Origin of the sequence: Streptomyces sp. NBC_01546, from assembly GCF_045208355.1 — a bacterium.
Taxonomy (GTDB): domain Bacteria; phylum Actinomycetota; class Actinomycetes; order Streptomycetales; family Streptomycetaceae; genus Streptomyces.
Genome location: NZ_CP109379.1, coordinates 7,488,952 through 7,512,043 on the forward strand (window position 1 = coordinate 7,488,952; position 23,092 = coordinate 7,512,043).

The 23,092-nt window shown below is 73.0% G+C and carries 18 protein-coding genes; 13 read left to right on the forward strand and 5 right to left on the reverse strand.

Annotated features, from left to right (window positions below):
* Positions 1 to 93 precede the first annotated feature (93 nt).
* Together OHA89_RS34195 and OHA89_RS34200 are read left to right on the forward strand one after the other, a co-directional pair.
* On the forward strand, positions 94 to 903 hold the full coding sequence (locus OHA89_RS34195) for an MBL fold metallo-hydrolase (protein WP_406367839.1): 810 nt from the start codon (positions 94 to 96) through the stop codon (positions 901 to 903).
* 168 nt (positions 904 to 1,071) lie between these two features.
* Positions 1,072 to 1,791, forward strand: a complete 720-nt coding sequence (locus tag OHA89_RS34200; RefSeq protein ID WP_257558356.1) for a helix-turn-helix domain-containing protein — start codon at positions 1,072 to 1,074, stop codon at positions 1,789 to 1,791.
* A 64-nt stretch (positions 1,792 to 1,855) separates the two neighbouring features.
* On the opposite strand, the gene OHA89_RS34205 is transcribed toward OHA89_RS34200, so the two are convergent.
* Positions 1,856 to 3,310, reverse strand: a complete 1,455-nt coding sequence (locus OHA89_RS34205) for a nucleobase:cation symporter-2 family protein (protein WP_406367840.1) — start codon at positions 3,308 to 3,310, stop codon at positions 1,856 to 1,858.
* Positions 3,311 to 3,612: 302 nt separating this feature from the next.
* Positions 3,613 to 4,422 (reverse strand): endonuclease/exonuclease/phosphatase family protein, encoded by an 810-nt coding sequence (locus OHA89_RS34210; protein WP_266612574.1) that lies wholly within the window; start codon positions 4,420 to 4,422, stop codon positions 3,613 to 3,615.
* Positions 4,423 to 4,532: 110 nt separating this feature from the next.
* Here OHA89_RS34210 and OHA89_RS34215 point away from each other — a divergent pair, with 110 nt between their 5' ends.
* Positions 4,533 to 6,341, forward strand: coding sequence for a glycoside hydrolase family 3 protein (locus tag OHA89_RS34215; RefSeq protein ID WP_406367841.1), 1,809 nt, complete (start codon positions 4,533 to 4,535; stop codon positions 6,339 to 6,341).
* Between the two features lie 9 nt (positions 6,342 to 6,350).
* On the opposite strand, the gene OHA89_RS34220 is transcribed toward OHA89_RS34215, so the two are convergent.
* Positions 6,351 to 7,655, reverse strand: coding sequence for an MFS transporter (locus tag OHA89_RS34220; RefSeq protein ID WP_266611699.1), 1,305 nt, complete (start codon positions 7,653 to 7,655; stop codon positions 6,351 to 6,353).
* Between the two features lie 113 nt (positions 7,656 to 7,768).
* Here OHA89_RS34220 and OHA89_RS34225 point away from each other — a divergent pair, with 113 nt between their 5' ends.
* Both OHA89_RS34225 and OHA89_RS34230 read left to right on the forward strand, forming a co-directional pair.
* Entirely contained in the window at positions 7,769 to 8,818 is a 1,050-nt protein-coding gene (locus OHA89_RS34225; RefSeq protein WP_266611701.1) for an AI-2E family transporter, read from the forward strand.
* A 30-nt stretch (positions 8,819 to 8,848) separates the two neighbouring features.
* Entirely contained in the window at positions 8,849 to 10,882 is a 2,034-nt protein-coding gene (locus OHA89_RS34230) for a prolyl oligopeptidase family protein (RefSeq protein ID WP_266611702.1), read from the forward strand.
* Positions 10,883 to 10,926: 44 nt separating this feature from the next.
* On the opposite strand, the gene OHA89_RS34235 is transcribed toward OHA89_RS34230, so the two are convergent.
* A complete protein-coding gene (locus OHA89_RS34235) occupies positions 10,927 to 11,622 on the reverse strand; it encodes a TetR/AcrR family transcriptional regulator (protein ID WP_257558364.1) in 696 nt (231 codons plus the stop codon).
* 128 nt (positions 11,623 to 11,750) lie between these two features.
* Here OHA89_RS34235 and OHA89_RS34240 point away from each other — a divergent pair, with 128 nt between their 5' ends.
* From OHA89_RS34240 to OHA89_RS34265, 6 genes are all read left to right on the forward strand, one after another.
* Complete coding sequence (locus tag OHA89_RS34240) at positions 11,751 to 13,448, forward strand: amidohydrolase (RefSeq protein WP_266611703.1); 1,698 nt, start codon at positions 11,751 to 11,753, stop codon at positions 13,446 to 13,448.
* A gap of 155 nt (positions 13,449 to 13,603) precedes the next feature.
* Positions 13,604 to 15,277: an ABC transporter substrate-binding protein gene (locus OHA89_RS34245; RefSeq protein WP_406367842.1), complete on the forward strand. Its 1,674-nt coding sequence runs from the start codon at positions 13,604 to 13,606 to the stop codon at positions 15,275 to 15,277.
* A complete protein-coding gene (locus OHA89_RS34250) occupies positions 15,274 to 16,242 on the forward strand; it encodes an ABC transporter permease (RefSeq protein WP_257558370.1) in 969 nt (322 codons plus the stop codon). The genes OHA89_RS34245 and OHA89_RS34250 overlap by 4 nt, the downstream gene beginning before the upstream one ends.
* Positions 16,239 to 17,123, forward strand: a complete 885-nt coding sequence (locus OHA89_RS34255; protein ID WP_266611706.1) for an ABC transporter permease — start codon at positions 16,239 to 16,241, stop codon at positions 17,121 to 17,123. Before OHA89_RS34250 ends, OHA89_RS34255 begins: the two co-directional genes overlap by 4 nt.
* Entirely contained in the window at positions 17,120 to 18,094 is a 975-nt protein-coding gene (locus OHA89_RS34260; RefSeq protein WP_266611708.1) for an ABC transporter ATP-binding protein, read from the forward strand. Before OHA89_RS34255 ends, OHA89_RS34260 begins: the two co-directional genes overlap by 4 nt.
* On the forward strand, positions 18,091 to 18,960 hold the full coding sequence (locus tag OHA89_RS34265; protein ID WP_266611709.1) for an ATP-binding cassette domain-containing protein: 870 nt from the start codon (positions 18,091 to 18,093) through the stop codon (positions 18,958 to 18,960). Before OHA89_RS34260 ends, OHA89_RS34265 begins: the two co-directional genes overlap by 4 nt.
* On the opposite strand, the gene OHA89_RS34270 is transcribed toward OHA89_RS34265, so the two are convergent.
* Complete coding sequence (locus OHA89_RS34270) at positions 18,920 to 19,819, reverse strand: endonuclease/exonuclease/phosphatase family protein (protein WP_406368700.1); 900 nt, start codon at positions 19,817 to 19,819, stop codon at positions 18,920 to 18,922. The genes OHA89_RS34265 and OHA89_RS34270 overlap by 41 nt on opposite strands.
* 230 nt (positions 19,820 to 20,049) lie before the next feature.
* Between OHA89_RS34270 and OHA89_RS34275 the strand changes: the two genes are divergently transcribed.
* Together OHA89_RS34275 and OHA89_RS34280 are read left to right on the forward strand one after the other, a co-directional pair.
* Positions 20,050 to 20,922 (forward strand): hypothetical protein, encoded by an 873-nt coding sequence (locus OHA89_RS34275; RefSeq protein WP_266611713.1) that lies wholly within the window; start codon positions 20,050 to 20,052, stop codon positions 20,920 to 20,922.
* Positions 20,922 to 23,087, forward strand: coding sequence for a bifunctional serine/threonine-protein kinase/ABC transporter substrate-binding protein (locus OHA89_RS34280; protein WP_266611715.1), 2,166 nt, complete (start codon positions 20,922 to 20,924; stop codon positions 23,085 to 23,087). Before OHA89_RS34275 ends, OHA89_RS34280 begins: the two co-directional genes overlap by 1 nt.
* Positions 23,088 to 23,092: the final 5 nt, after the last annotated feature.

Below are 23,092 nucleotides of genomic sequence, written 5' to 3' on the forward strand. Positions count from 1 at the left end.
CTCCACCCCGTCCCGCGCGCGGTCGCAACCCGGCCGCGCCAGGATGGGGAGGAGGGCCTGTTCGAAGCAGGGCCGTGGCCCGTGGAGATCGCCATGAGCACGCACAAGGTAGGACCCGACAGCACCGTTCTCGCCGATTGCCTGGAGGTGCCGGGGATCGGCTTCCTCCCGGTCAACGCCTTCGTACTGCACTCCGAACAGCCGGTCGTCGTCGACACCGGCCTCGGGCTGCCCGACCGGGACTTCCTCAACACGCTCGGCTCCGTGATCGACCCCGCCGACGTGCGGTGGATCTGGCTGACCCACCCCGACCGCGACCATACGGGCGGCCTCTTCGCGCTGCTCGAAGCCGCTCCCCGGGCGCGATTGGTGACCACCTTCCTGGGAGCCGGGATCATGTCCACCGAGCACCCGCTGCCGATGGACCGGGTGTACTTCCTCAATCCGGGCCAGAGCCTGGACGTGGGCGACCGTACCCTCCACGCCTTCCGGCCGCCGCTGTTCGACAACCCGGCCACCGTCGGCTTCTACGACGACCGCTCCCACACCTGCTTCAGCTCCGACTGCTTCGGCGGCCCCATGCCCACCGCCGACGTGGCCACGGGCACCGACGTCGCGGCCGTGCACGCCGAGGAGCTCGAGGCCGCCCAGCTGCTGTGGGCGAGCGTGGACAGTCCCTGGGTCCAGCTCGTGGACCGGGACAGGTTCCTCGCGACCGTGGAGCCGCTGCGCGCCATGGCCCCGGAGACCATCCTGTGCACGCACCTGCCGCCGGCCGTCGGTCTGGCCTCGCGGTTCATCGACACCCTCGGGGCGGCGCCGGGACTCAGCCCGTTCACGGGTCCGGACCAGGCCGCGCTGGAGCAGATGCTCGCCGGATTCGAACCGGGAGGGCCTGCGTAGGCGGTTGTTGATTGCCTGGTACACATGGTGTGGCACCTTGGAATTGAAGGGTGTAGGGCGGTTACGCCCCGCTGAACATCTGTTACTGTGCCCGCGCTTGGTGTTCATCCATCAATCCGTCTCGCCTCGGGCGCCGAGCGCCCGAGGGTGTTGCGAGGTGTCTCGTACGTGTACAGCACTCCGTTCTCCCCCGCAGAGGCCCGGTCCGCGCGCGCCCGCATGGGCCTGACCGCGGCCCAGGTGGCCCACTCGATGGCGGCCTGCGGGACCCCCGTCCACCCCGACCTGGTCGTGGCCTGGGAGCAGGGCTCCCACGTCCCGTCCGACCGCCAGCTCTTCGCCCTGGCCGACGTGCTGTGGTGCGGGGCCACGACGCTGATGGGCGTCGAGCCGCGGACCCTCGCCGAACACCGGCTGGCCCGCCAGCTCACGGTGGAGCGGCTGGCGTACCGCATAGGCATGGACCCCTCCGAGTACCGCGCGGCCGAGGCGGCGCGGCAGTGGGACGGGGACGCCTGGCAGACCAGGGCGCTGGTGGAGGCCCTGGGGCTGTCGCTGCGCAAGCTCATCGGGATCATGGGCCGGGTGGACGAGTTGGCGGAGCACCTGCGATCGGCCGTCGACGGGCGGTGGAAGGCGCACGTGGAACCGGTCGCGGAGATCGTGGTGGTGGACGCGACCAGCGTGGGCGATGCCCTGCAGACCATGCACGCGGAGTTCTCCGCGTTCTCGGAGCGGTACATGGGGCACCTCGTCGCCCGCAACGCGGACGCCAGGCTCAAGGAGATCGCGGCGGAGCGCGCCGCGTACCTGCGCCGACTCGTGGACCACTTCTGGGAGTTGATCGGCGAGGAGGGCGACGCCCCGCCCTTCCCCGCGGGCGGGTGACGCGGCACGCGGACGGGGACGCGGACCGGGAGGGCGCGGGTGCCCCTCCCGGCCCGCGGCCGGTTCACCGGGCGGCCGCTCCCGGGTGGCGACCGGTGGCGTCGCCTTCCCCCAAGTCCTCCCCGAACTCCTCCCCGTAGTCCTCCCAGTCGATCTCCATCGTGGAGCGGCTGGTGAACACGTTGAAGAGCAGGTTCAGCGTGATCGCCGTCAGGGCGCCCAGCGTGATCCCGCTGTTGAGCACGGCCCGCATGTCCTGCGGCATCCGGTCGAAGAACGGCGCCACCGTGGTCGGCAGCAGCGCGGCGCCCAGACTGACCGCCAGGATCAGGGTGTTGCGCTCCTCGCGCAGATCGGCCTTCCCCAGGATCTGGATGCCGACCGCGGCGACGATGCCGAACATGGAGAGCGCGGCGCCGCCCAGCACCGGATGCGGAACCGAGGCGACCAGGCTGCCCGCCTTCGGCAGCAGCCCCAGCAGGACCATGAACACACCGGCCGCGACGACCACGTACCGGCTCATCACCTTCGACATGCGCACGAGCCCGATGTTCTCGGCGAACGCCACGTACGGGAAGGAGTTGAGGACGCCGCCGAGCACGGTCGCCACGCCGTCGGCGCGCAGCGCCCGGGCCACGGTGTCCGCGTCCACCCGCTTGTCGGTGATCTCGCCGATCGCGTACACGTCCCCGGTGGTCTCCACCATGGTGATCAGGATGACGACGAGCATCGCGACGATCGGCAGCAGCTCGAACCGCGGCATGCCGAAGTGGAAGGGCGTGGTGACCCCGAACCAGGCGGTCTCCTCCACCGCGGCGAAATCGGCGTCCCCGAAGAGCCACGCGACCGCCGTGCCGACGACGAGCCCGAGCAGGACGGCCAGGCTGCTGAGGAACGGCCTGCCGATCCGGACCATGGCCAGGATGAAGAGCAGGGTGCCCAGCGCGTACGCGAGGTTCTTCGGATCCCCGTAGGCGGGGGTGCCGATGAGGTGCGCGCCGCCGGCCGCGTCCTGGAGGGCCACCGGGATCAGGGTGATGCCGATGATGGTGAGGATCGTGCCGATGACGACCGGCGGGAAGTACTTCACCAGCTTGCTGAAGAGCGGGGCGAAGGCGAACGTGGCTATGCCCGCCGTGATCACCGCCCCGTAGACGACGAGCAGGCCGGCGGTACCGCCGCCCGCCCCGGTACCGATGGCGATCATGGGGGAGACCGCGGTGAACGTGACGCCCTGGACCAGCGGCAGCCGGGCGCCGACCTTCCAGACGCCGAGGGCCTGGATGATCGAGGCCACGCCGCAGGTCAGCAGGTCCGCGTTGATGAGGTGGACGAGATCCTCGCGGGAGAGGCCCAGCGCGTTGCCCAGCAGGACCGGGACGATGACGGCCGCCGCGTAGAACGCGAGGACGTGCTGGAAGCCGTAGAGGGCGAGCTTGGGGACCGGGAGCAACTCGTCGACGGGATGAGTCTGCTGCCGGGGGGACTGCCGGGGGGAGTGTCGGGAGATTCTTGCCATCTCTGCCTTGCCTTCGCGAGGTAGGTGAATGAGAGGGCCGCCGCCATCGGGTCCTGGGTGACAGGACGAGGGCAGGCCGGCTCGTACCGAGCCGACGCCGGGCGGTGTTGCCGACACCACGTCGCTCTGGCACTGCACAAATGAGTCCTGGATTGGCAGGACGTCCTTCGATCGACGCAGCGAATCCGTCTGTGATCTTTGGATCCGAAGGGGGACTCGACCGGAGGGCGCTCACCATAGCCAAAGGCCGGGTTTCCTCGCGAGTAACCCCGGGCGGCCGCCCGACGGGCCCCCGACGGGCTCTACCGCTCCAGTCGCAGGTCCGCGACGACGGGGCGGTGGTCGGAGGCCAGGGTGCCGGCGACCGCCGCGGCGTGCACCCGGACGCCCGCCGACACCGCCACGTAGTCGAGCCGCTTCACCGGATGCCGCGCGGGAAACGTGAAAGCGCCCGGTTCGGCGTCCGTCAGCTCCCGCCACAGCGGGGCCAGTTCGGGCGCCGAGGGCGGCGCGTTGAGATCCCCGAGCAGGACCTTCGGCCCCGGCGCGCGGCGCATGATCTGCCGCGTCTCGGCCACCTGGACCGCCCGCACCGAGGGATCGGCACGGTGGTCGAGGTGGGTGACGTACACGCGCAGCCGTACGCCGCCCGCCTCCAGGACGACCTCCCCGAAGCCGGGAGCGGGCGCGGGCCCCAGCCCGGGGTCCTGGGTGGACAGCCGGGTGATCCGGTGGTTCGCGAGGGCCAGGACGCGGAACCGGGACAGTACGGCCACCCCGAACGCCCGGCCGCCGATGCGGTACACCGGCGCGAACGAGGCCCGCATGCCCAGTCTCCGGCCGAGCTCACCCGCCACGTCGAGCCACCGGCTGCGGGCACCCCAGCGGACGTCGACCTCCTGCAGCCCGATGACATCGGCACGCAGCGCGCGCAGGGCCGCCGCCTGCCGGTCCAGGTCGAACACGCCGTCGGCGTCCGCGCCGGCGTGGATGTTGTACGAGACGACGCGCACCGGGACCGGGCCGGGGAACGGGGCCTGGGCCTGGGGAGCGGGCGCGGCCGCGGGCAGTCCGGCGGCCAGCAGCGCGAGGGCGCCGCGACGGGTCGGCATCACCAGGCGACGGTAGCCGCACGGGCCGCGCCGGCCGCCGTTTCCGCCTTCGGGTGGCGGCGGCGTGGCGGCTCCGCCGGGACGACGGGGGATGGCTACCTTCCGGGACCATGAGCCCTCCGCACCGGACGACCTCCCGCCGGGCCTTCCTGTCCGCGGCCGTGACGGGTACCGCGCTCACGATGACGGGCGGGACCGGAGCGGCCGGAGCGGCCGGAGCGGCCGGAGCGGCCGGAGCCGCCGCCACCGGCTCCACGTCCGACGAGGAGCAGCTGCGCCGCCTCCTCGACGGCATGGACCTGGCCCGGAAGGTGGGCCAGCTCTTCGTCACGCGGGTCTACGGGCACCGCGCGACCGCCCCCGACCCGGTGGACCAGCAGGCCAACCGGAAGCTGCACGGGGTCGCCGACGCCGCCGAGCTGATCGGCCGTTACCACGTCGGCGGGATCATCTACTTCTCCCACGCCCGCAACATCCGCGACCCGGCCCAGATCGCCGGCCTCTCCGCCGGGATCCAGCGGGCGGCCCTGGCCCGGCCCGCTCCGGTGCCGGTGCTGATCTCCATCGACCAGGAGCACGGGACGGTGGCCCGCATCGGCCGCCCCGCCACCCTGCTGCCCTCGGCGATGGCGCTCGGCGCCGGCGGATCGCCCGCCGACGCCCGCCGGGCGGCCCGCATCGCGGGCACGGAGCTGGCGGCCCTGGGCATCCGGCAGAACTACGCACCCGTCGCCGACGTCAACACCAACCCCGCCAACCCCGTCATCGGCGTGCGCTCCTTCGGCTCCGACCCGCAGGCCGTCGCCGCCCTCGTCGCCGCCCAGGTCCACGGCTACCGGGCCGCCGCCGTCGCGGCCACCGCCAAGCACTTTCCCGGACACGGGGACACCGCCACCGACAGCCACACCGGGCTGCCCGTCCTGGACCGCACCCGCGCCCAGTGGGAGGCCCTCGACGAGCCCCCGTTCGCCGCCGCCGCCGTCCAGGCCGGCGTCGGCGCGGTGATGACCGCGCACATCGTCGTGCCCGCCCTCGACCCCACCGGCGACCCGGCCACCCTTTCTCAAGCAGTCATCACCGGCCTGCTCCGCGAACGCCTCGGCCACCGCGGGGTCGTCGTCACCGACTCCCTCGGCATGGACGGGGTACGCGAGAAGTACAGCGACGACGAGGTCCCCGTCCGCGCCCTGCTGGCGGGTTGCGACCAGCTGCTCAACCCGCCCAGGCTGGCGCGCGCCCATCAGGCGGTCATGCGGGCCGTCGAGACCGGGCGGCTCACCGAAGAGCGCGTCGACGAGTCCGTGCTGCGGATCCTGCGCCTCAAGCAGCTGCTCGGTCTCTTCGATACGACGCGCACGGATTTCCAGGCCGTCGGGACCCCCGCGCACCGGGAAGCAGCCGACCGGATCGCCGAACGCACCACCACCGTCCTGACCAACCAGGCGGGTTTGCTGCCGCTGTCACCCGCCACCCACCCGCGCCTCCTGGTCACCGGCGCGGACCCTGCCTCGCCGGCGGGCACCACCGGCCCGCCCACCACCGTCCTCGCCCAGGCCCTCGCAGAGCTCGGCTTCACCGCCTCCACCGCCGGAATCGAACGCGCCGTGGCCGCCGCCCCGGGCCACGACGCCCTGCTGGTGTGCACGTACAACGTCACGGAGGCGAGCGCCCAGCGCGGGTTGGTCGACCGCCTCGTCGCGACCGGCATCCCCGTCATCACGCTCGCCCTGCGCAACCCCTACGACATCGCCCACCTCGACGGCGTGACGGCGAGCCTGGCGGCCTACTCCTGGTCCGACACCGAACTCCGTGCCGCCGCCCGCGTCCTCACCGGCGCGGCCGCAGCCCGCGGCCGGCTCCCCGTCCCGGTCCCGCCCCTCTTCCCCCTCGGCCACGGCCTCTCGTACCCGCCGCGCTGACCGAGTCTCCTACAGCACCACGGCCGAGGTGTCCGCCTCCGACCCCGACTCCCGGGACGCCCGGCGGCGCAGCGCGTCCTCGTCGGTGTCCGCGTCGTAGGAGATCAGCTTCGGCAGCAGAGCCGCCAGCACGGCCACCGACGCCACGCAGGCCAGACCGCCGCTCCAGAAGGCCGAGCGGGTGCCGGTCCAGCCGGCCATGGTGCCCGCCCGGACCTGTCCGAGCTGCGGGCCGACGCTGTACGAGAGCACCTCGATGCCGGCGAGCCGGCCCCGCAGCCCCTCGGGGATCGTCTGGTTCCAGATCGTGGCCCGCCCCAGCCCGCTGAGCATGTCGCCGGCGCCCGCCACCGCCAGGCACAGCAGCACCAGCCAGATGTCCGGGAACCAGCCCGCGGCCGCGACCGCCAGCCCCCACACCGCGGCCCCGCACACCACCAGCAGCCCGTGCCGCCGTACCCGCGACACCCAGCCGCTGGTCAGCCCCAGCACCAGCGAGCCCACCGCACCCGCCGCGTACATCAGGCCCAGGGCCCACTCCGCGTCGAGCTCGTCCGCGAGGAACGGGAAGATCGCGTTCGGGAACGCGAAGAACATCGCCGCGAGATCGACGGCGTACGTGCCGAGCAGCACGGGACGGCTCCACGCGTAGCGCGCGCCCTCGGCTATCCCGCGCAGCGAGGGGCGCTCGGCGTCCCCCACGGGCGGAGCCGGCGCGAGCCGCAGGCACAGCAGTACGGAGACCAGGAATCCGGCGACGGTGACCGAGTAGGCCGAGGCGTACCCGGCGTAGGCGACGACCAGGCCGGCCAGCGCCGGACCCGCGATCGCACCGAACTGGTAGCGCAGCCCGTTGAGCGCGGCGGCGGCCGTCAACTGGTCGTGCGGCACGATCCGTGCCATCAGCGAGTCCAGGGCCGGCCGCTGAAGTCCGGTCAGCGCCGAGACACCGGCGGCCACCACGTACAGAGGCCACAGCAGCGGGCTCGGCAGCACCGCGTTCACCAGCAGCACCAGCGCGAGCACCCCGAGCCCGGCCTCGGTCAGCAGGATCAGCCGACGCCGGTCGACGGCATCGGCGAGTGCGCCCCCGTACAGCCCGCAGACCACCAGCGGAACGAGCTCCACCGCGCCCATCGCGCCGACGGCCAGCGGCGAGTCGGTCAGGTGTTTGATCTGGAGCGGCAGCGCGATCATGGCCATGAACGAGCCGAAGAACGTGACCGTGCCCTGGTAGAACAGCAGCCGGAAATCGCGGCTGGAACGCCACGGTGCGAAGTCGGGCAGCACGGCGGCCCAGCGGGAGGTACTCACGAGGGGCCATCGTCGGCGCTCGGCTCCGCCTCGGCAACGGATTATCCGCCCCGGACGGGCCAATCCGAGGCCGCGCGCGTGCCATCTGCGGGCCGCGGTGGCACCCATGGGTCATGCCGCCGGTGTCAGCCTCCCTTCGTACGGCCGCGTCGTACGCCTGGCGTCTGCTGGTCGTGGGCGCCGCCGTCTACGCGGTCTTCGCCGTCCTGGGCCGCTTCCACGAGATCGGCGTGGCGCTATTCCTCGGCCTCGTCGTCACGGCGCTGCTCTCCGTCCCCACCGGGCGGCTGGCACGCGTACTGCCCCGGTCCGTGGCGGTCGCCGTGTGCCTGCTCGGCAGCGCGGCGCTGCTGCTGGGCGTGCTAGCGCTGGTGGGCGCGGCGGTGGCGGGGGAGAGCACCACCCTCGTACGGGAGTTCCGCGAGGGCCTGGGCCACATCGAGCAGTGGCTGGAGCAGCCGCCCTTCAGGCTCGACCCGGGGGCGCTCTCGAACGTGCAGTCCCGCGTCGGGCAGTACCTGTCGAGCCACCGCTCGACCCTGCTCAGTACGGCGCTCAGCGGAGCCGGTCACCTGGTGCAGGTGCTCACCGTCCTCGTCCTCGCCGTCTTCTCCTCCGTCTTCTTCCTGCACGGCGGCGACCGCCAGTGGTCCTGGTTCTGCGCGCAGCTCCCCGAGACGGCCCGCGAGAGGGTGGCGGTCGCCGGGCGGGCGGCATGGCGCACGTTCACCGGCTACACCCACGGGATCGTGCTGGTGGCGGCGACGAACGCGGTCCTCGTCGGAGTGGCCCTGTACCTGCTCGGGGTCCCGCTGGCCGTCCCGCTGGCACTGTTGGAGTTCTTCGCGGCCTTCGTCCCCCTCATCGGCTCCCCGATCGCACTCGGCGTCGCCGCGGTGGTCGCCCTGGCAGCGAAGGGGCCGCTGGTCGCGGGCTTGGTGGTCTTGCTGATCGTGGTCATCGGCCAGCTCGAGGGGCACCTGCTGCATCCGCTGGTGATGAGCTGGGCGGTGCGGCTGCACCCGCTGGTGGTGGCGATCTCGGTGATCGCGGGCGCCATCGCCGCCGGAGTGGTGGGAGCGGTCGTCGCGGTCCCGCTGGTCTCGGTGATCTGGTCGGTGCGCACGGCCCTGCGCGCTGCCAGCCTCGGGCTCTCGCCCTGACCAGTGCCGCACGTCATGCACAATCGGCGGATGAGCGATGAAGACCCGTACCTCTGGCTCGAAGACGTCACCGGCGAGGCCGCCCTCGGCTGGGTCCGCGAGCGCAACGACGAGACCGTCGCCGCGCTGACCGGGACCCCCGGGTTCAAGGTGCTGGAGAGCACGATCCGCGAGGTCCTCGACGACGACGGCCGGATCCCCTACGTCGTCCGCCGCGGCCGCCACCTCTACAACTTCTGGCAGGACGCCGACCACGTACGCGGGCTGTGGCGGCGCACCACGCTGGAGGAGTACGTCAAGGACCGGCCGGCCTGGGAGCCGGTCCTGGACCTCGACGCACTGGCCGAGGCGGAGGGGGAGAAGTGGGCCTGGGCGGGCAGCAGGGTCCTGGGCCCCGACTACCGGCACGCCCTGGTGCTGCTGTCGCGGGACGGGGCGGACGCCTGCGTGGTGCGCGAGTTCGACCTGGAGACCCTGGAGTTCGTCGAGGGCGGATTCGAGGTCGCGGAGGCCAGGACCACGATCGGGTGGATCGACCGCGACCGGGTCTGGATCGGGACCGACTTCGGTCCCGGCTCGATGTCCGGGTCCGGTTACCCGCTCCAGGCACGCCGCTGGCGGCGCGGCACCCCCCTGACGGACGCCGAACTCGTCCACGAGGGCCGGCCCTCCGACATCTCGGCCTCCGGCTGGCACGACGACACCCCGGGCTTCGAACGCGACTTCCTTCACCGTCAGATCGACTTCTGGAACCAGGAGCTGTTCCTCCGCCCCGAGGACGGATCGGCCGCGGAGCCCGAGAAGATCGAGGTACCGGACGACGCCGGCACTTCCGTCCACCGCGAGTGGCTGCTCGTCGCCCCGAAGTCTCCGTGGCTCGGCCACGACGCGGGCACGCTGCTCGCCTTCGACTTCGACGCCTTCCGGGCGGGGGAGCGGGAGGCGGCGGTGCTGTTCACCCCGGACGAGCACACCGCGCTCGCCGGGTGGAGCTGGACCCGCAACCACCTGATCCTCACCACCCGCGCCGACGTCTCCTCCCGGATGGAGCTCCTGACTCCGGGACCGGGACCGGACGGCTGGCGGCGCGCACCGCTGGCCGGGGTACCGCCGCTGTCCACGGCCTCCGTCACCTGCACGGACCCGGACGTGAGCGACGAGTACTTCCTGAACGTCTCCGGCTACCTCCAGCCGTCCACCCTCTACCGGGGCAGCGCGGGCGGGGACGCGGGCGAGAGCGTGAAGCGCGGACCGGCGCTGTTCGACACCGCCGGTCTCGCCGTGCGCCAGCACTTCGCGGTCTCCGCGGACGGCACCAGGGTCCCGTACTTCGTCGTCGGGCCCGAGGACCGGCCCGGTCCCGGGCCCACCCTGATGTACGGGTACGGCGGCTTCGAGATCTCCATGGTCCCGCAGTACAGCGCGGTCACCGGCCGGGCCTGGCTCGCGCGCGGCGGCACGTACGTCGTCGCGGGCATCCGGGGCGGACGCGAGTACGGGCCGGGCTGGCACCGGGCGGCCCTCGGGGCGAACCGGGTCAGGGCCTTCGAGGACTTCGCCGCCGTGGCCCGGGACCTCACCGCCCGCGGCATCACCACCCCGGCCCAGCTGGGGATCGAGGGCGGCAGCAACGGCGGCCTCCTCATGGGCGCGATGCTCACCCGCGACCCGGAACTCTTCGGCGCCGTCGTCGCGCACGTGCCGCTGATGGACATGCTCCGCTTCCACCGGCTGCTCGCGGGCGCCAGCTGGACCGCCGAGTACGGGGACCCGGAGAACCCCGCCGACCGGCCCCACCTGGAGGGGATCTCCCCCTACCACCGGATCCGCGCCGGGGGTCCTGCGTACCCGCCCCTGCTGCTGCTCACCTCGACCCGCGACGACCGCGTCCACCCCGGGCACGCCCGCAAGATGGCCGCCCGGCTGCGCGAGTTCGGGCACCCCGTCCTCTTCCACGAGCACCTGGGCGGCGGCCACTCCGGGGCCACCGACCACGAGCAGACGGCGTTCAACGAGGCGCTCGTGCACACCTTCCTGTGGGAGCGGCTGACCCCGGGCGCCTGAGCCGGCTGCCGGACTCGGCCTAGGTCCTGTCGTCCGGACAGGGCCTAGGCGTCGCGGAGCGTCTCGACCCGCTTCTCGATCGAGGTGATCAGTGCCTCGACCCGGGCCAGGAAGATCTGTTCGTCCGTCACCTCGGCCAGCTCGGTCCTGAGCCGGGTGATGTTCGGGAATCCCATGGCGTCGACCAGGCGGTACTCGCGGCTCCAGGAGGACTCGTCGGCCGCCCTGATGTCCGGGTCGAAGAGCAGGTAGGCGGCGCGCTGGCCGACGAAGGCGAGGAGCGAGTCGCCGACCATGCGGTAGTGGACGGCGGCCTCCGCGCCGTCCAGGCCCGCCTCCATGACGGCGCCGAGGATGAGTTCGACGACCCGGAACTCGTTGGGCCTGCGCGTGGTCCGGCTGGCCATGGTCGACCCGACCACCGGGTACTTGAGCGCGACGTCGAGGGAACCGGCCGCGAGGGCGCGCAGCCGGTCCTTCCAGCCGAGCCCCTCGGGGATGCTGTCGAGCACCTCGCCGAGCGTGCGGTCGGCCACGGAGAGCAGCAGCTCGTCCTTGTCGCGGAAGTGCCGGTAGATCGCCGTGGGGTCGGCGCCGAGCTCCTCGCCGAGACGGCGGACGGTGAAGGCGTCCTCGCTGCCGCGAGCCGCGATGCGCAGGCTCGCTTCGATGATCGCGTCGGGTGTGAGCTGACTGCCCGAGCGCTTGGACCGGGCGGGGGTGTCGGATGACTTCGGCATGGTGCGGCCAGTGTAACGATGTGGAACAGAGCGAGCGCAACACCGTTGACAACAATGTTGCGCTCCCGTTCACTCCTCCTCAACGAACACGCCGTGCGGGTCTGCCCGCCGAGCCGGAGGATGCGTCGATGGCCCACAACAGGCAGCAGCGGACCGGGCAGCGGGCCGATACCGTCTTCGTCGGAGGGAAGGTCTTCACCGGAACCGGACCGGCCCCCGTGGAAGCGGCCGTCGCCGTGGCGGACGGCCGGATCCTCGCCGTCGCCGACGCGGGCACCGTGCGCTCGCTGGCGGACGGGAACACCGAGGTCGTCGACCTCGCGGGCGGTCTGCTCCTCCCCGGATTCCAGGACGCCCACGTCCACCCGGTCGTGGCCGGCGTCCAGATGCTGGGCTGCGACCTCAGCGAGGAGCGGTCCATCGACGGCTACCTGGCCGTGGTGGCCGCCTACGCCAAGGACCACCCCGACGCGGCCTGGATCCGCGGCGGCGGCTGGTCGATGGACGTCTTCCCCGGGGGCACCCCCACCCGCGCCATGCTCGACGCGGTGGTGCCGGACCGGCCCGTCATGCTCACCAACCGGGACGGCCACGGCGCCTGGGCCAACACCCGCGCCTTCCACCTCGCGGGCGTCGACCGCACCACCCCCGACCCGGCGGACGGCCGGATCGAGCGGGAGGCGGACGGAACCCCGGCCGGCACCCTCCAGGAGGGCGCCATGGAGCTGGTGGCCCGCCACGTACCCCTCGCCACACCGGACGAGGCGTACGCCGGCCTGCTCGCCGCGCAGGAGCACCTGTTCTCCCTCGGCGTGACCAGCTGGCAGGACGCCATGATCGGCGCCTTCCCCGGCCACCCCGACAACTACGGCGTCTACCTGCGCGCCGCACGCGAGGGCGCCCTGCGCGCCCGCGTCGTCGGAGCCCTGTGGTGGGACCGCGAACGCGGCCTGGAGCAGATCCCCGAACTGGAGGAGCGCCGCCGCACCGGCCGGGCGGGCCGCTTCAACGCCACGAGCGTGAAGATCATGCAGGACGGCATCGCCGAGAACTTCACGGCCGGCCTGCTGGAGCCCTACCTCGACGGCTGCGGCTGCGCCACCGGGAACTCCGGACTCAGCTTCATCGAACCGGAGTTGCTCACCGAGGCCGTGTCCCGGCTCGACCGCGCGGGCTTCCAGATCCACTTCCACGCGCTGGGGGACCGCGCCGTACGGGAAGTGCTCGACGCGCTCACCACGGCCCGCGCGGCCAACGGCGCCAACGACAACCGGCACCACCTCGCCCACCTGCAGATCGTCCACCCCGACGACATAGGCCGCTTCGCGAGCCTGGGGGCGGCCGCGAACATCCAGGCCCTGTGGGCCGCGCACGAACCGCAGATGGACGAGCTGACCATCCCCTTCCTCGGCCCCGAACGAGCAGCCCTGCAGTATCCGTTCGGGGACCTCCAGCGGGCCGGAGCCCGGCTCGTCGCCGGCAGCGACTGGTCGGTGAGCAGCCCCGATCCGCTGTGGGGCATCCACGTCGCCGTCAACCGCGTCGCACCCGACGAGGCGCCGGGCCCCTCCGGGGCCCACCAGCCCCGCCCGCCGTTCTTCCCCGAACAGGCCCTCACCCTGAGCCAGGCGCTCACCGCCTACACCGCGGGCAGCGCCTGGGCCAACCACCTCGACGAGGTCACCGGCACCGTCGAAGCGGGCAAGTGCGCGGACCTCGTCGTCCTCGACCGCGATCCCTTCGCACACCCCGCCGAGGAGATCGCCGACACCCGGGTGAGCCGTACCTACGTCGACGGCGAACTCGTCTTCGCCGCGACCCGCTGAACGTCCGGACCGCCAAGCCGCCAAGCCGCCAAGCCGCCCGACAGCCGAGCTGCCCAACCGCCGAGCCGCCCACCCGCCGAGCCGCCGGTCCGCAACCGGCCTCGGGCCCGGAGCACCACATACCTCATCAAGCTCACCCCTCAGGGAGCCAGCCGATGTCTTCACCCCGATCGGGATCGCCGCGCCGCCGCCTGGTCCGCCGCATCCACAAGGCCGCCGCGACCGGGCTCGCCGCGGCCGCGGTGCTCGTCACCAGCGCGTGCAGCGGTACCGCGGACAAGGCGGCGGACACCGCCACCGCCTACAAGATCACGGACCGCACACCCGCCCCCGCCGGCGCCGTGGACTCCTTCACCTGGTCGATCTTCGCGGAGCCGGCCACCATCGACTACGCCCACGCGTTCGACTACCCGCCGAACCAGATCCTCTCCAACGTCTGCGAGAGCCTGCTCCGCTGGAACCCCGACCTGACGACCTCGCCCAACCTCGCGGCCTCGTACGCCAACCCCACCCCCACCACCTGGGTCTACCAGATCCGCCCCGGCGTGCGCTTCCACGACGGGACGGAGCTCACCGCCGACGACGTCGTGGCCTCGCTGCGCCGCAACCTCGACCCGCAGACGGCCAGCGTCTGGGCCTACCCGTTCCGCAACGTCACCTCGATCGACCGGACGGGCCCCCTGGAGGTCACCGTCACCCTGGCGCAGCCCGACTCCACCTTCAACAAGTACCTCGCCGCCGGCCCCGGCACCGTGGAGTCCGCCGCCACCCTCGCCAAGTCCGGCCAGGACTACGGCAATCCGCAGACCGGCGCGAACTGCACCGGCCCCTTCTCCTTCGCCTCCTGGACCTCCGGCCAGTCGCTCACGCTCAAGCGGTTCGACGACTACTGGAACCCCGAGCTCAAGGCCAAGTCCGGCCAGGTGAAGTTCGTCTTCCTGGCCGACCCGACCACCCGCGTCAACGCCTTCCAGAGCGGCGAGGTCGACGGCGGCTGGATGGTCCCGCCGAACGCCTACGCCGGGCTGCGCTCGGGCCAGGCCGGCACCCTCTACTTCGGCCGCAACACCACCGTCGCCGACGAGGTCGTCAGCAACCTCAAGGGCCCGCTCGGGGACGCCCGAGTGCGGCGAGCCCTGCTCATGGCCATCGACCGCAAGGGCATCGTCAAGGCCGGGGCCGGCGGGGTCGGCGAGGTCGCCGACTCCCTCATCACCGACAACCTGTGGGCCGACGCCCCCGCCGGGACCCGCGAGGCACTCCTGAAGGACCTGACGAAGTACCCCTACGACCCGGCCAAGGCCAAGGCGCTCGCCGCCGAGGCCGGAGTGTCCGGCCAGAAGATCGTGATCGCGACCAGCCCGCTCGACTCCCAGACGACGATCATCACCCAGGCCGTCGCCCAGGCCGCCACCGCCATCGGACTGAAGCCGCAGATCGACTCCGTCTCCGCCGAGAAGTACACGACCCTCTTCACCGACCCGGCCGCACGCGAGGGCATCGACCTGTTCCTCACCTTCTGGTACACGTCCATCACCGACCCGCTCGACATGTACGGATCCCTGCAGACCGGCGCGTTCAGCAACTACGGCAACTGGTCGGATCCGCAGTTCGACGCCGCCGTCGACCGGGCCATCGGCACGTACGACCCGGCCGAGCACGCCAAGGCCAACGCCGAGGCCCAGGCCATCGCCCTGCGGGAACTGCCCTGGCTGCCCCTGTACACCCAGCCCGTGAGCGTCTTCCTGGGCAAGCGGATCACCGGCGTCCAGCCGTCCATCGCCTACCTCTACTACCCGTGGGCGGCCGAGATCGGAGCCAGGGGATGACGGCCGCGGCGGCCCGCGGCCTGCGGGTCCTGCGCAAACTGGCCGGGATGGCGGCGACCCTGCTGGTGACCTCCTTCCTCGTGTTCTCCTCGCTGTTCCTGGCGCCCGGCGACCCGGCGAGCTTCCTCGTCAAGGGGCGCAGCCCCAGCCCGCAGGAACTCGCCGAGATACGCCACCAGTACGGCTTCGACGAGCCCTTCCTCGTCCGGTACGGAAACTGGCTCGAAGGGGTGCTGCGCGGCGACTTCGGCCGCTCCCACCTCTTCCACCAGGACGTGGCCTCGGTCATCTGGTCGCGGCTGCCCTCGTCCCTGCTGCTGATCGGGGTCTCCGCCCTCATGATCGCCGTGGTGGGCACCGGGGCCGGCATCGTGGGCGCGCTGCGCCGGGGAAGCCGTACCGACCGCACCCTGATGCTCCTGGTGACGGTGGGCGCCGCGGCACCCGCCTTCGTCGCCGCCCTCCTGCTCCGGTCCGTCCTGGGCGTGCGGCTGGGCTGGTTCCCGACGATCGGGAACGGCACCGGCGTACTGGACCGGCTGCACCACGTGATCCTGCCGGCGGCCGCCCTCTCCGTGACCTTCATGGCACTGGTCACCCGCGTGACCCGCTCGGCGATGCTCGACGAACTGCGCCGCGAGCACGTCGAAGTCGCCCTCAGCCGGGGAACACCGCGGCGCACCGTCATCCGGCGCCACGTGCTGCGCAACGCGCTGGGACCGATCGTGACCGTCTCCGCGCTCCTGGTCTCCGGGATGCTGGTCAGCACCGCGATCGTGGAAACCGCCTTCGGGATGTCCGGGGTGGGATCCCTGCTGGTCCAGTCCGTGGACCAGCTCGACTTCCAGGTCGTCCAGGCGATCGTCCTGCTGGTCGTGGCCGCGTTCGTCGTCGTCAACGCCCTCGTGGACCTGGTGCATCCGCTGATCGATCCGCGTCTGGCGGCAGCGGGGAGCGCACGATGAGCGCGCTCGGCACGACCCCGGCCCGCGGTCCCCTCGGCCGGCTGCGTCCCCTCACCCGGCTGCGCACCCTCGGCGGCAGCCCGCTCCAACGGGCCTGCCTGCTCCTCCTCGTCCTGTTCGTCCTCGTCGCGCTCCTCGCACCCTGGCTCGCGCCGCAGGACCCCGCCTTCGGGCAGCTCGGCGACACCCTCCTGGGCCCGGGCGCCGACCACTGGCTGGGCACCGACCAGGGCGGCCGCGACACCTTCTCCGCAGTGATCGCCGGAGCGCGCACGAGCCTCGCCGGCCCCCTCGCCGTCGTGGTGTTCTCCACCGTCATCGGCATCGCCGTCGGCCTGTTCACCGCATGGCGCGGCGGGTGGGTCGACACCCTGGCCGGCCGGGTGCTCGACGTCCTGTTCGCCTTCCCCGCCCTGCTGCTGGCGATCCTCGCGGTGGCCCTGTTCGGCAAGGGGATGACGGCGCCCGTGCTCGCCATGGCGATCGCCTACATGCCGTACACCGCACGCCTGGTACGCGGCCTGGCCGTTCAGGAGAAGGCCCGGCCCTACGTCGCCGCCTATCAAGTACAGGGCCACTCCGCCCTGTTCGTCACCGTACGCAGGATGCTGCCCAACATCGCCCCGACCCTGCTCGCCCAGTCGACGGTGAACTTCGGATACGCCCTGCTCGACCTCGCCGCCCTCTCCTTCCTCGGACTGGGCGTACAGCCGCCGACCCCCGACTGGGGCGCCATGATCAACCAGGGGCAGGCCGCCGTGCTCCAGGGACAGCCGCTGTCCGCGGTGGTGCCGGCCGTCGCCGTGGTCCTGGTGGTCGTCGCCTTCAACGTCGTCGGGGAAGACCTCGGCGACCGGCTCGCGGGGAGGGACTCCGCATGACACTGCTCGCCTACGACGGTCTCACCGTCACCCTGCCCTCGATGGCCCGCCCGATCCTGGACGGCATCCGCCTGAGCGTCGCCGCCGGGGAGATCGTCGCCCTGGTCGGGGAATCCGGCTCGGGGAAGTCGGTCACCGCCCGCGCCGCCCTGGGCCTGTTCCCCGCGGGCGCCGAAGTCGGCGGCCGGGTCCGCGTCGACGGCACCGAGCTGGTCGGGGCCGGCCCCGCGAGCCTGCGCGAGGTGCGGACGAACAAGGCCGCGATGATCTACCAGGACCCCCGGGCGGCCATCAACCCGGTACGCCGCGTAGGGGACTTCCTCACGGAACCGCTGCGGCTGGTCCACGGCTGGTCCAAGGCTCAGGCGAACGCCAGGGCCGTCGAACTGCTCGGCGCGGTCGGCCTGCCCGACCCCGCCCGGCATCTGAACCAGTACCCGCACGAGCTCTCCGGCGGCATGCTCCAGCGCGTCGTGATCGCCGCCGCCCTCACCGCCGAACCCCGGCTGCTGCTGTGCGACGAGCCGACCACCGCCCTCGACGTCAGCACCCAGGCGGAGATCCTGGCCGTCCTGGGACGACTGCAACGCGAACGCGGCCTGGGACTGCTCCTCATCACCCACGACATCGAGCTCGCGGCCGCCGTCGGCGACCGGATCTACGTGATGTACGCCGGCCGGATCGTGGAGTCGGCGCCCGTCGCGGAACTCTTCGCCTCCCCGCGGCACCCCTACACCGCGGGTCTGCTCGGCTCCTCCCCACCCCTCGACGGCCCGGCCGGCCGCCTGACCCCGATCCCCGGCGCCCCGCTGGGACTGCTGGAATCCGCTCCGGGCTGTGCCTTCGCACCCCGCTGCCGGTTCGCCGAGCCGGGCCGCTGCGACCAGTCGCCGCCGGAGCTCGAGCGGCACGGACCGGCCGAGGTCGCCTGCCACCGCGTCGCCGAACTCACCCTCAAGGAGGACAGTTGACCACCGAACCCGCCCCGGAACTGCTCAGGGTGACCGGCCTGCGCAAGACCTACCGCACCGGCGGGACGGAGGTCGTCGCGGTCGACGACCTGTCGTTCTGCCTGCCGGCGGGCGGTGCGCTCGGCATCGTCGGCGAGTCCGGTTCCGGGAAGACCACCACCGCCCGGATGCTGATCGGCCTCGAACGCCCGGACGCCGGCGAGATCCTCGTACAGGGCAGGCCGCCGGCCGCGTCCGTACGGGGCAAGGCGGCCCGGCTCGCGCGGGCCAAGGCCGTCCAGATCGTCTTCCAGGACCCCTACCTCTCCCTGGACGCCCGGATCCCCATCGGCGCGACCATCGACGGCGTCCTGCGCCTGCACGGCCTGCGCGACCGCCAGGCCCGCGCCGACCGGGTCAGGGAACTCCTGGCCCAGGTCGGCCTCGGCGACCGGGAGGCGGCCGCCCTGCCGCGCCGCCTCTCCGGCGGGCAGCGCCAGCGCGCCGCGATCGCCCGGGCCCTGGCCGTCGAACCCGCCGTCCTGGTCCTGGACGAGGCGGTGTCCGCCCTGGACGTGTCCGTGCAGGCACAGGTGCTCAACCTGCTGGCGGACATCCGGCGCGACACCGGCATCGGGCTGGTCTTCGTCAGCCACGACCTGGCCGTCGTCCGCTACGTCTGCGACGAGGCGCTCGTCATGTACCGCGGGCGGACCGTGGAACACCGCCCCGTCGCCGACCTGCTCACCAGCCCCCGGCACCCCTACACCCGGCTGCTGCTGGCATCCGTACCCCGCCCGGGCTGGGACCCCGACTCGATCAGCCGCCGACGCCGCGACGCCCTCGTCACCGCCGCAACGTTGCCGCCACCGGCAGGTGATCGCTAGCGGTGGCCGGCAGGGTCCAGGCGGAGACCACGGTGAGCTCGCGGACCAGGATCTGGTCGATGCGGGCGACCGGGAACCGCGCGGGCCAGCTGAAGCCGAAGCCCGCGCCCGCCGCCTCCTGGGCCGAGCGGAAGCGGCCCGTCACGGGCTCCAGCGCCCGGTCGTCGGTGGTGCCGTTGAAGTCGCCGACCAGGAGCGTGCGCCCGGCCGGGGCGGAGTCCAGCTCCGCGGCCAGCCGGCCCGCGGCCTCGTTGCGGTGGTCGGTGGTGAATCCCGAGCCGAGGCGGATGCGTACGGAGGGGAGATGGGCGACATACACGGTGAGCGGGCCCTCGGGGGTCTCGGCGGTGGTCCGCAGGGCACTGCGCCACGACACGAGCGGCACCGCGGCCGTGTCCCGCAGCGGGTAGGTGCTCCACAGGCCGACCGTGCCCGCCACCGCGTGGTACGGGTGACTCCCGGCGAGCGTCTGCTCGTACTCGCGCAGCGCGGGCTGGGTGAGTTCCTCCAGGGCGATCAGCTGCGCGCCCGAGGCGGCGAGGGCGCGGGCGGTGCCCGCCGGATCGGGATTGGCGTCGTCGACGTTGTGGGTGACGACGGTGAGGTCCGCCCGGCCTTCGGCGCTCCGGTCGAGGAAGGTGCCGGCGTGGACACCGGCCCAGGTGACCGCGGGCAGCAGGACGGCGACCAGCGCCACCCGGGAGCGGCGCAGCAGCGCGGCGGCGAGCAGCGCCACGACCGCCGCGGCGGTCCAGGGCAGGAAGGTCTCGACGAGGCTGCCGAGGTGGACGCCCCGGTCCGGGACCCAGCCGTGCAGCAGCATCAGCAGCGTCACGAGGACGGCAAGGGCGGCGATCATCCGGCCGCGGCGGACGCGGGGGACGCGGGGGAGGACCCGGCGGCGGCGCGGGGCCTTCGGCGTGACGACGTGCACGTTCATGACCCCGAGGACGCTCGCAAGGGGGTTCGAGGTTCTGCCCGTGCCGGAGCCGCAGCCGCGGAAGCCGACTGAACATCCCCAACCAGGCTTGTGCATAAGCCAGTTGTGCCCGGGTCGGGGAGGGTACGATCCCTGCCGTGGGGGGTCACATGAGAGACAGACCGGGCTTCGGGCTGCGCGCCCGCGGCTGCGTGGTGGCGGGATTGTTCGTACTCGCCGGTTGCTCGGGCGGGGGCGGGGGCGGGGGCGGGGGCGCGGATGCGGCGAAGGGCGCCGCGAGCCGCACACCATCCGCCTCACCGGCATCATCCGCCTCGTCCGGCACGGGCAGTGCCCCGGCGCCCACCGCGCCCGGCGCCTCCGGCGTGCCGCTCGTTCCCGAACTGGACGAGTCCAGGCAGCCGAAGACGGCGGCCGAGGCCCGGGCCCTCCTCGGCCGGATCGTGATCGGCCAGGCGGCCTTCGGCCCCGAGGTCGAGCGCGCCACCCCCTTCGAAAGCGACCCCCGCCGCTGGCCCGTCCTCGACCAGGACTGCGTCTGGCAGACGGAAGGCCTGCCCCCCGACGTCCTGGCCACCAGCACCCGCTACTTCCAGATCCCGGCCAAGGACGGCCACGGCCGCGTCCTGATCAACGCCACGGTCACCGTGCACCACGACCGCCAGGAGTCCGGCTGGGAGACCGCCCGCGCCATGGAGGAGGTCCTGCGCTGCCCCGACCAGAAACTGCGCGATGGCGAGGACCTCAAAGGCCTGTGGGGCGGCGCGCTCCACCTGGGCGAGCAGATGAACGGCTGGACGGAGGACGCCTTCACCGAGTCCGGCAAGTACGTCAGCACCGCGCAGGGCGGCGGACCCCAGCCCTACATCTGGTCCCAGGGACAGTTCGGGCCCGTCACACTGGCCGTCGCAGGCAAGGGCGCGGAGGGCTTCGCGGACGCGGCCCTCAACGCGCTCGTCGTCCAGGGCACCAGCAGGCTCATGGTGAACACCAAGCAGGAACTCGCAAAGGCGGCGCCCTGATGGAGCGGTTGCACCCCTCGGACCCTTCCCGGATCGGCGGCCACCGCCTCCTCGGGAGGCTCGGCGCGGGCGGCATGGGCGTGGTCTACCTCGGCCGCACCGACGACGGAGCCCTCGCCGCCGTCAAGGTGATCCGCGCGGAGTACGCCGACGAGGCCGACTTCCGGGCCCGGTTCCGCCGCGAGGCCGACATCGCCGCGCAGGTGGACAGCCCGTGGGCCGTCCAGGTCACCGGCGCCGACCCGGACGCCGCCGAACCCTGGCTGGCCACCGCCTTCGTCGCCGGTCCCTCCCTCGCCGAGGCCGTCGCCGCTCACGGGCCGCTCCCGCTGCGCGCCGTACGCGTCCTGGGCAAGGCCATGGCCAAGGCCCTCGCGGTGATGCACGAGCAGGGACTCGTACACCGCGACGTCAAACCCGGGAACGTCCTGCTCGGCATGGACCGGCCCCGGCTCATCGACTTCGGGATCGCCCGCGGTGGCGAGCACACCGCCCTGACCTCCGCCGACGCCGTGCTCGGCACGCCCGGCTTCCTCCCGCCCGAGCAGGCCGAGGGGCGCCCCGCACTGCCGGCCGGGGACGTCTTCTCGCTCGGCTGCCTCCTCGCGTACGCCGCCACCGCCCGACTGCCCTTCGGCACCGGCGCCGTGGACGCGATGCTCTACCGCACCGTCCACGACGAACCCGACTTCGGCCCGGAGGTCCTGGCCGACCCGGAGCTCACCGCGCTGCTGCGGACCTGCCTCGCCAAGCACCCGGACATCCGCCCCACCATGCGCGAACTGGACGAGGCGCTGACCGAGGACACCCCGCGCGAGGGCACCGACTGGCTGCCCGACGCGGTCGTCGCCACCATCGCCGAGCGCGCCGCCGCCCTGCTCGCCCTGCCCGGCATCGACGAGACCGTCGCCGACCCCGACGCGGCGCCGGCCCCCGGGAGCGACCCGGCGCCTTCGCCGTCCCGCAGGCGTTTCCTCGCCCTCGCCACCGGCGGTGCGCTGCTCGCGGCCGGCGGCGGCCTGGCCGGCTGGCTGACACTGCGCGAGGACGACAAGCCGAAGACCCCGGCCGGGCCCGCGCCCCGGCAATGGCTGATCGGCGTACACGCCGACCTCTCCGGCCCGCAGAAGGCCGCCGGGCAGGCCCAGGAGCGCGGGGTCCGGCTCGCCGTCGACGCCTTCAACTCCCGTGACGACAAGCCCTTCACCCTCGCCGTGGTCGCCGCCGACGACGCGGGCGGAGCCGACCGGTCCGCCGCCGTCGCCACCGGCCTCACCGCCAACCGCGACGTGCTCGCCGTCATCGGCCCGACGGGCAACGCCTCGGTCAGCCCCTGCCTGGAGCTGTACGGGGAGGCCGGCCTGCCCCTGCTCACCGTCTCGGCGCTGGCGACCAGCTTCGGCGTCACCGACCGGCGCAGCTTCTTCCAGACCAGCGCCCTCTCCCTGGGCCAGGGTTCGGCCGTCAACCTCGAACTGGCCGGAAAGCAGGGAGTGCGCCGCCTCGGCGTCCTGTGCGACCGCGCCGGCGACATCGAGGGCTGGCAGGCGATCCTGCACCTGAACCGGACCCTGGCCTTCGTCGCACCCGAGGCCACGCTCTACTCGCGGGTCGTGCCGCGCGGCGCGGAGGACCTGTCCCCGGTCGTCACGGACATGCTCGCCCACGGCATCGACTCCTTCTTCTACGCCGGTACCCCGGCGGGCGCGGCCAAGGCCGCCGGGCTGCTCGCCGCCGCCGGGTTCAAGGGCTCCCGCGCCGCCGACTACACCCTCGCCGGACCCGAGTTCCTCACCGCCTCCGGACCGGCCGCCGAAGGATGGCAGTTCCTCGCCCCGTACACCGGCCCGGAGGCCCCCGAGGTCGCGGACGTCGCCCGCGCGCACCAGGCGGCGTACGGCACGGCCCCCGACGTGTGGACGGCGGAGGCCTACGACGCCACGAGCCTGGTCATCGACCGGCTGGTGACGGCCGTACGCGGCGGCGGCCGCCCGGCCAGGGCCGACCTGCTGACCGCCCTCGGGCAGGGCACCTTCCGCGGTCTGACGAAGGAGTACGCCTTCGACGAGTTCCGGCAGGTGAAGGGCAACATCCACCACCTCCACCGGATCGAGGGCGGCCGGCTGCGCCACGTCGGCCGGTCCACCCCGCTCGCCACGGGATAGCGGCA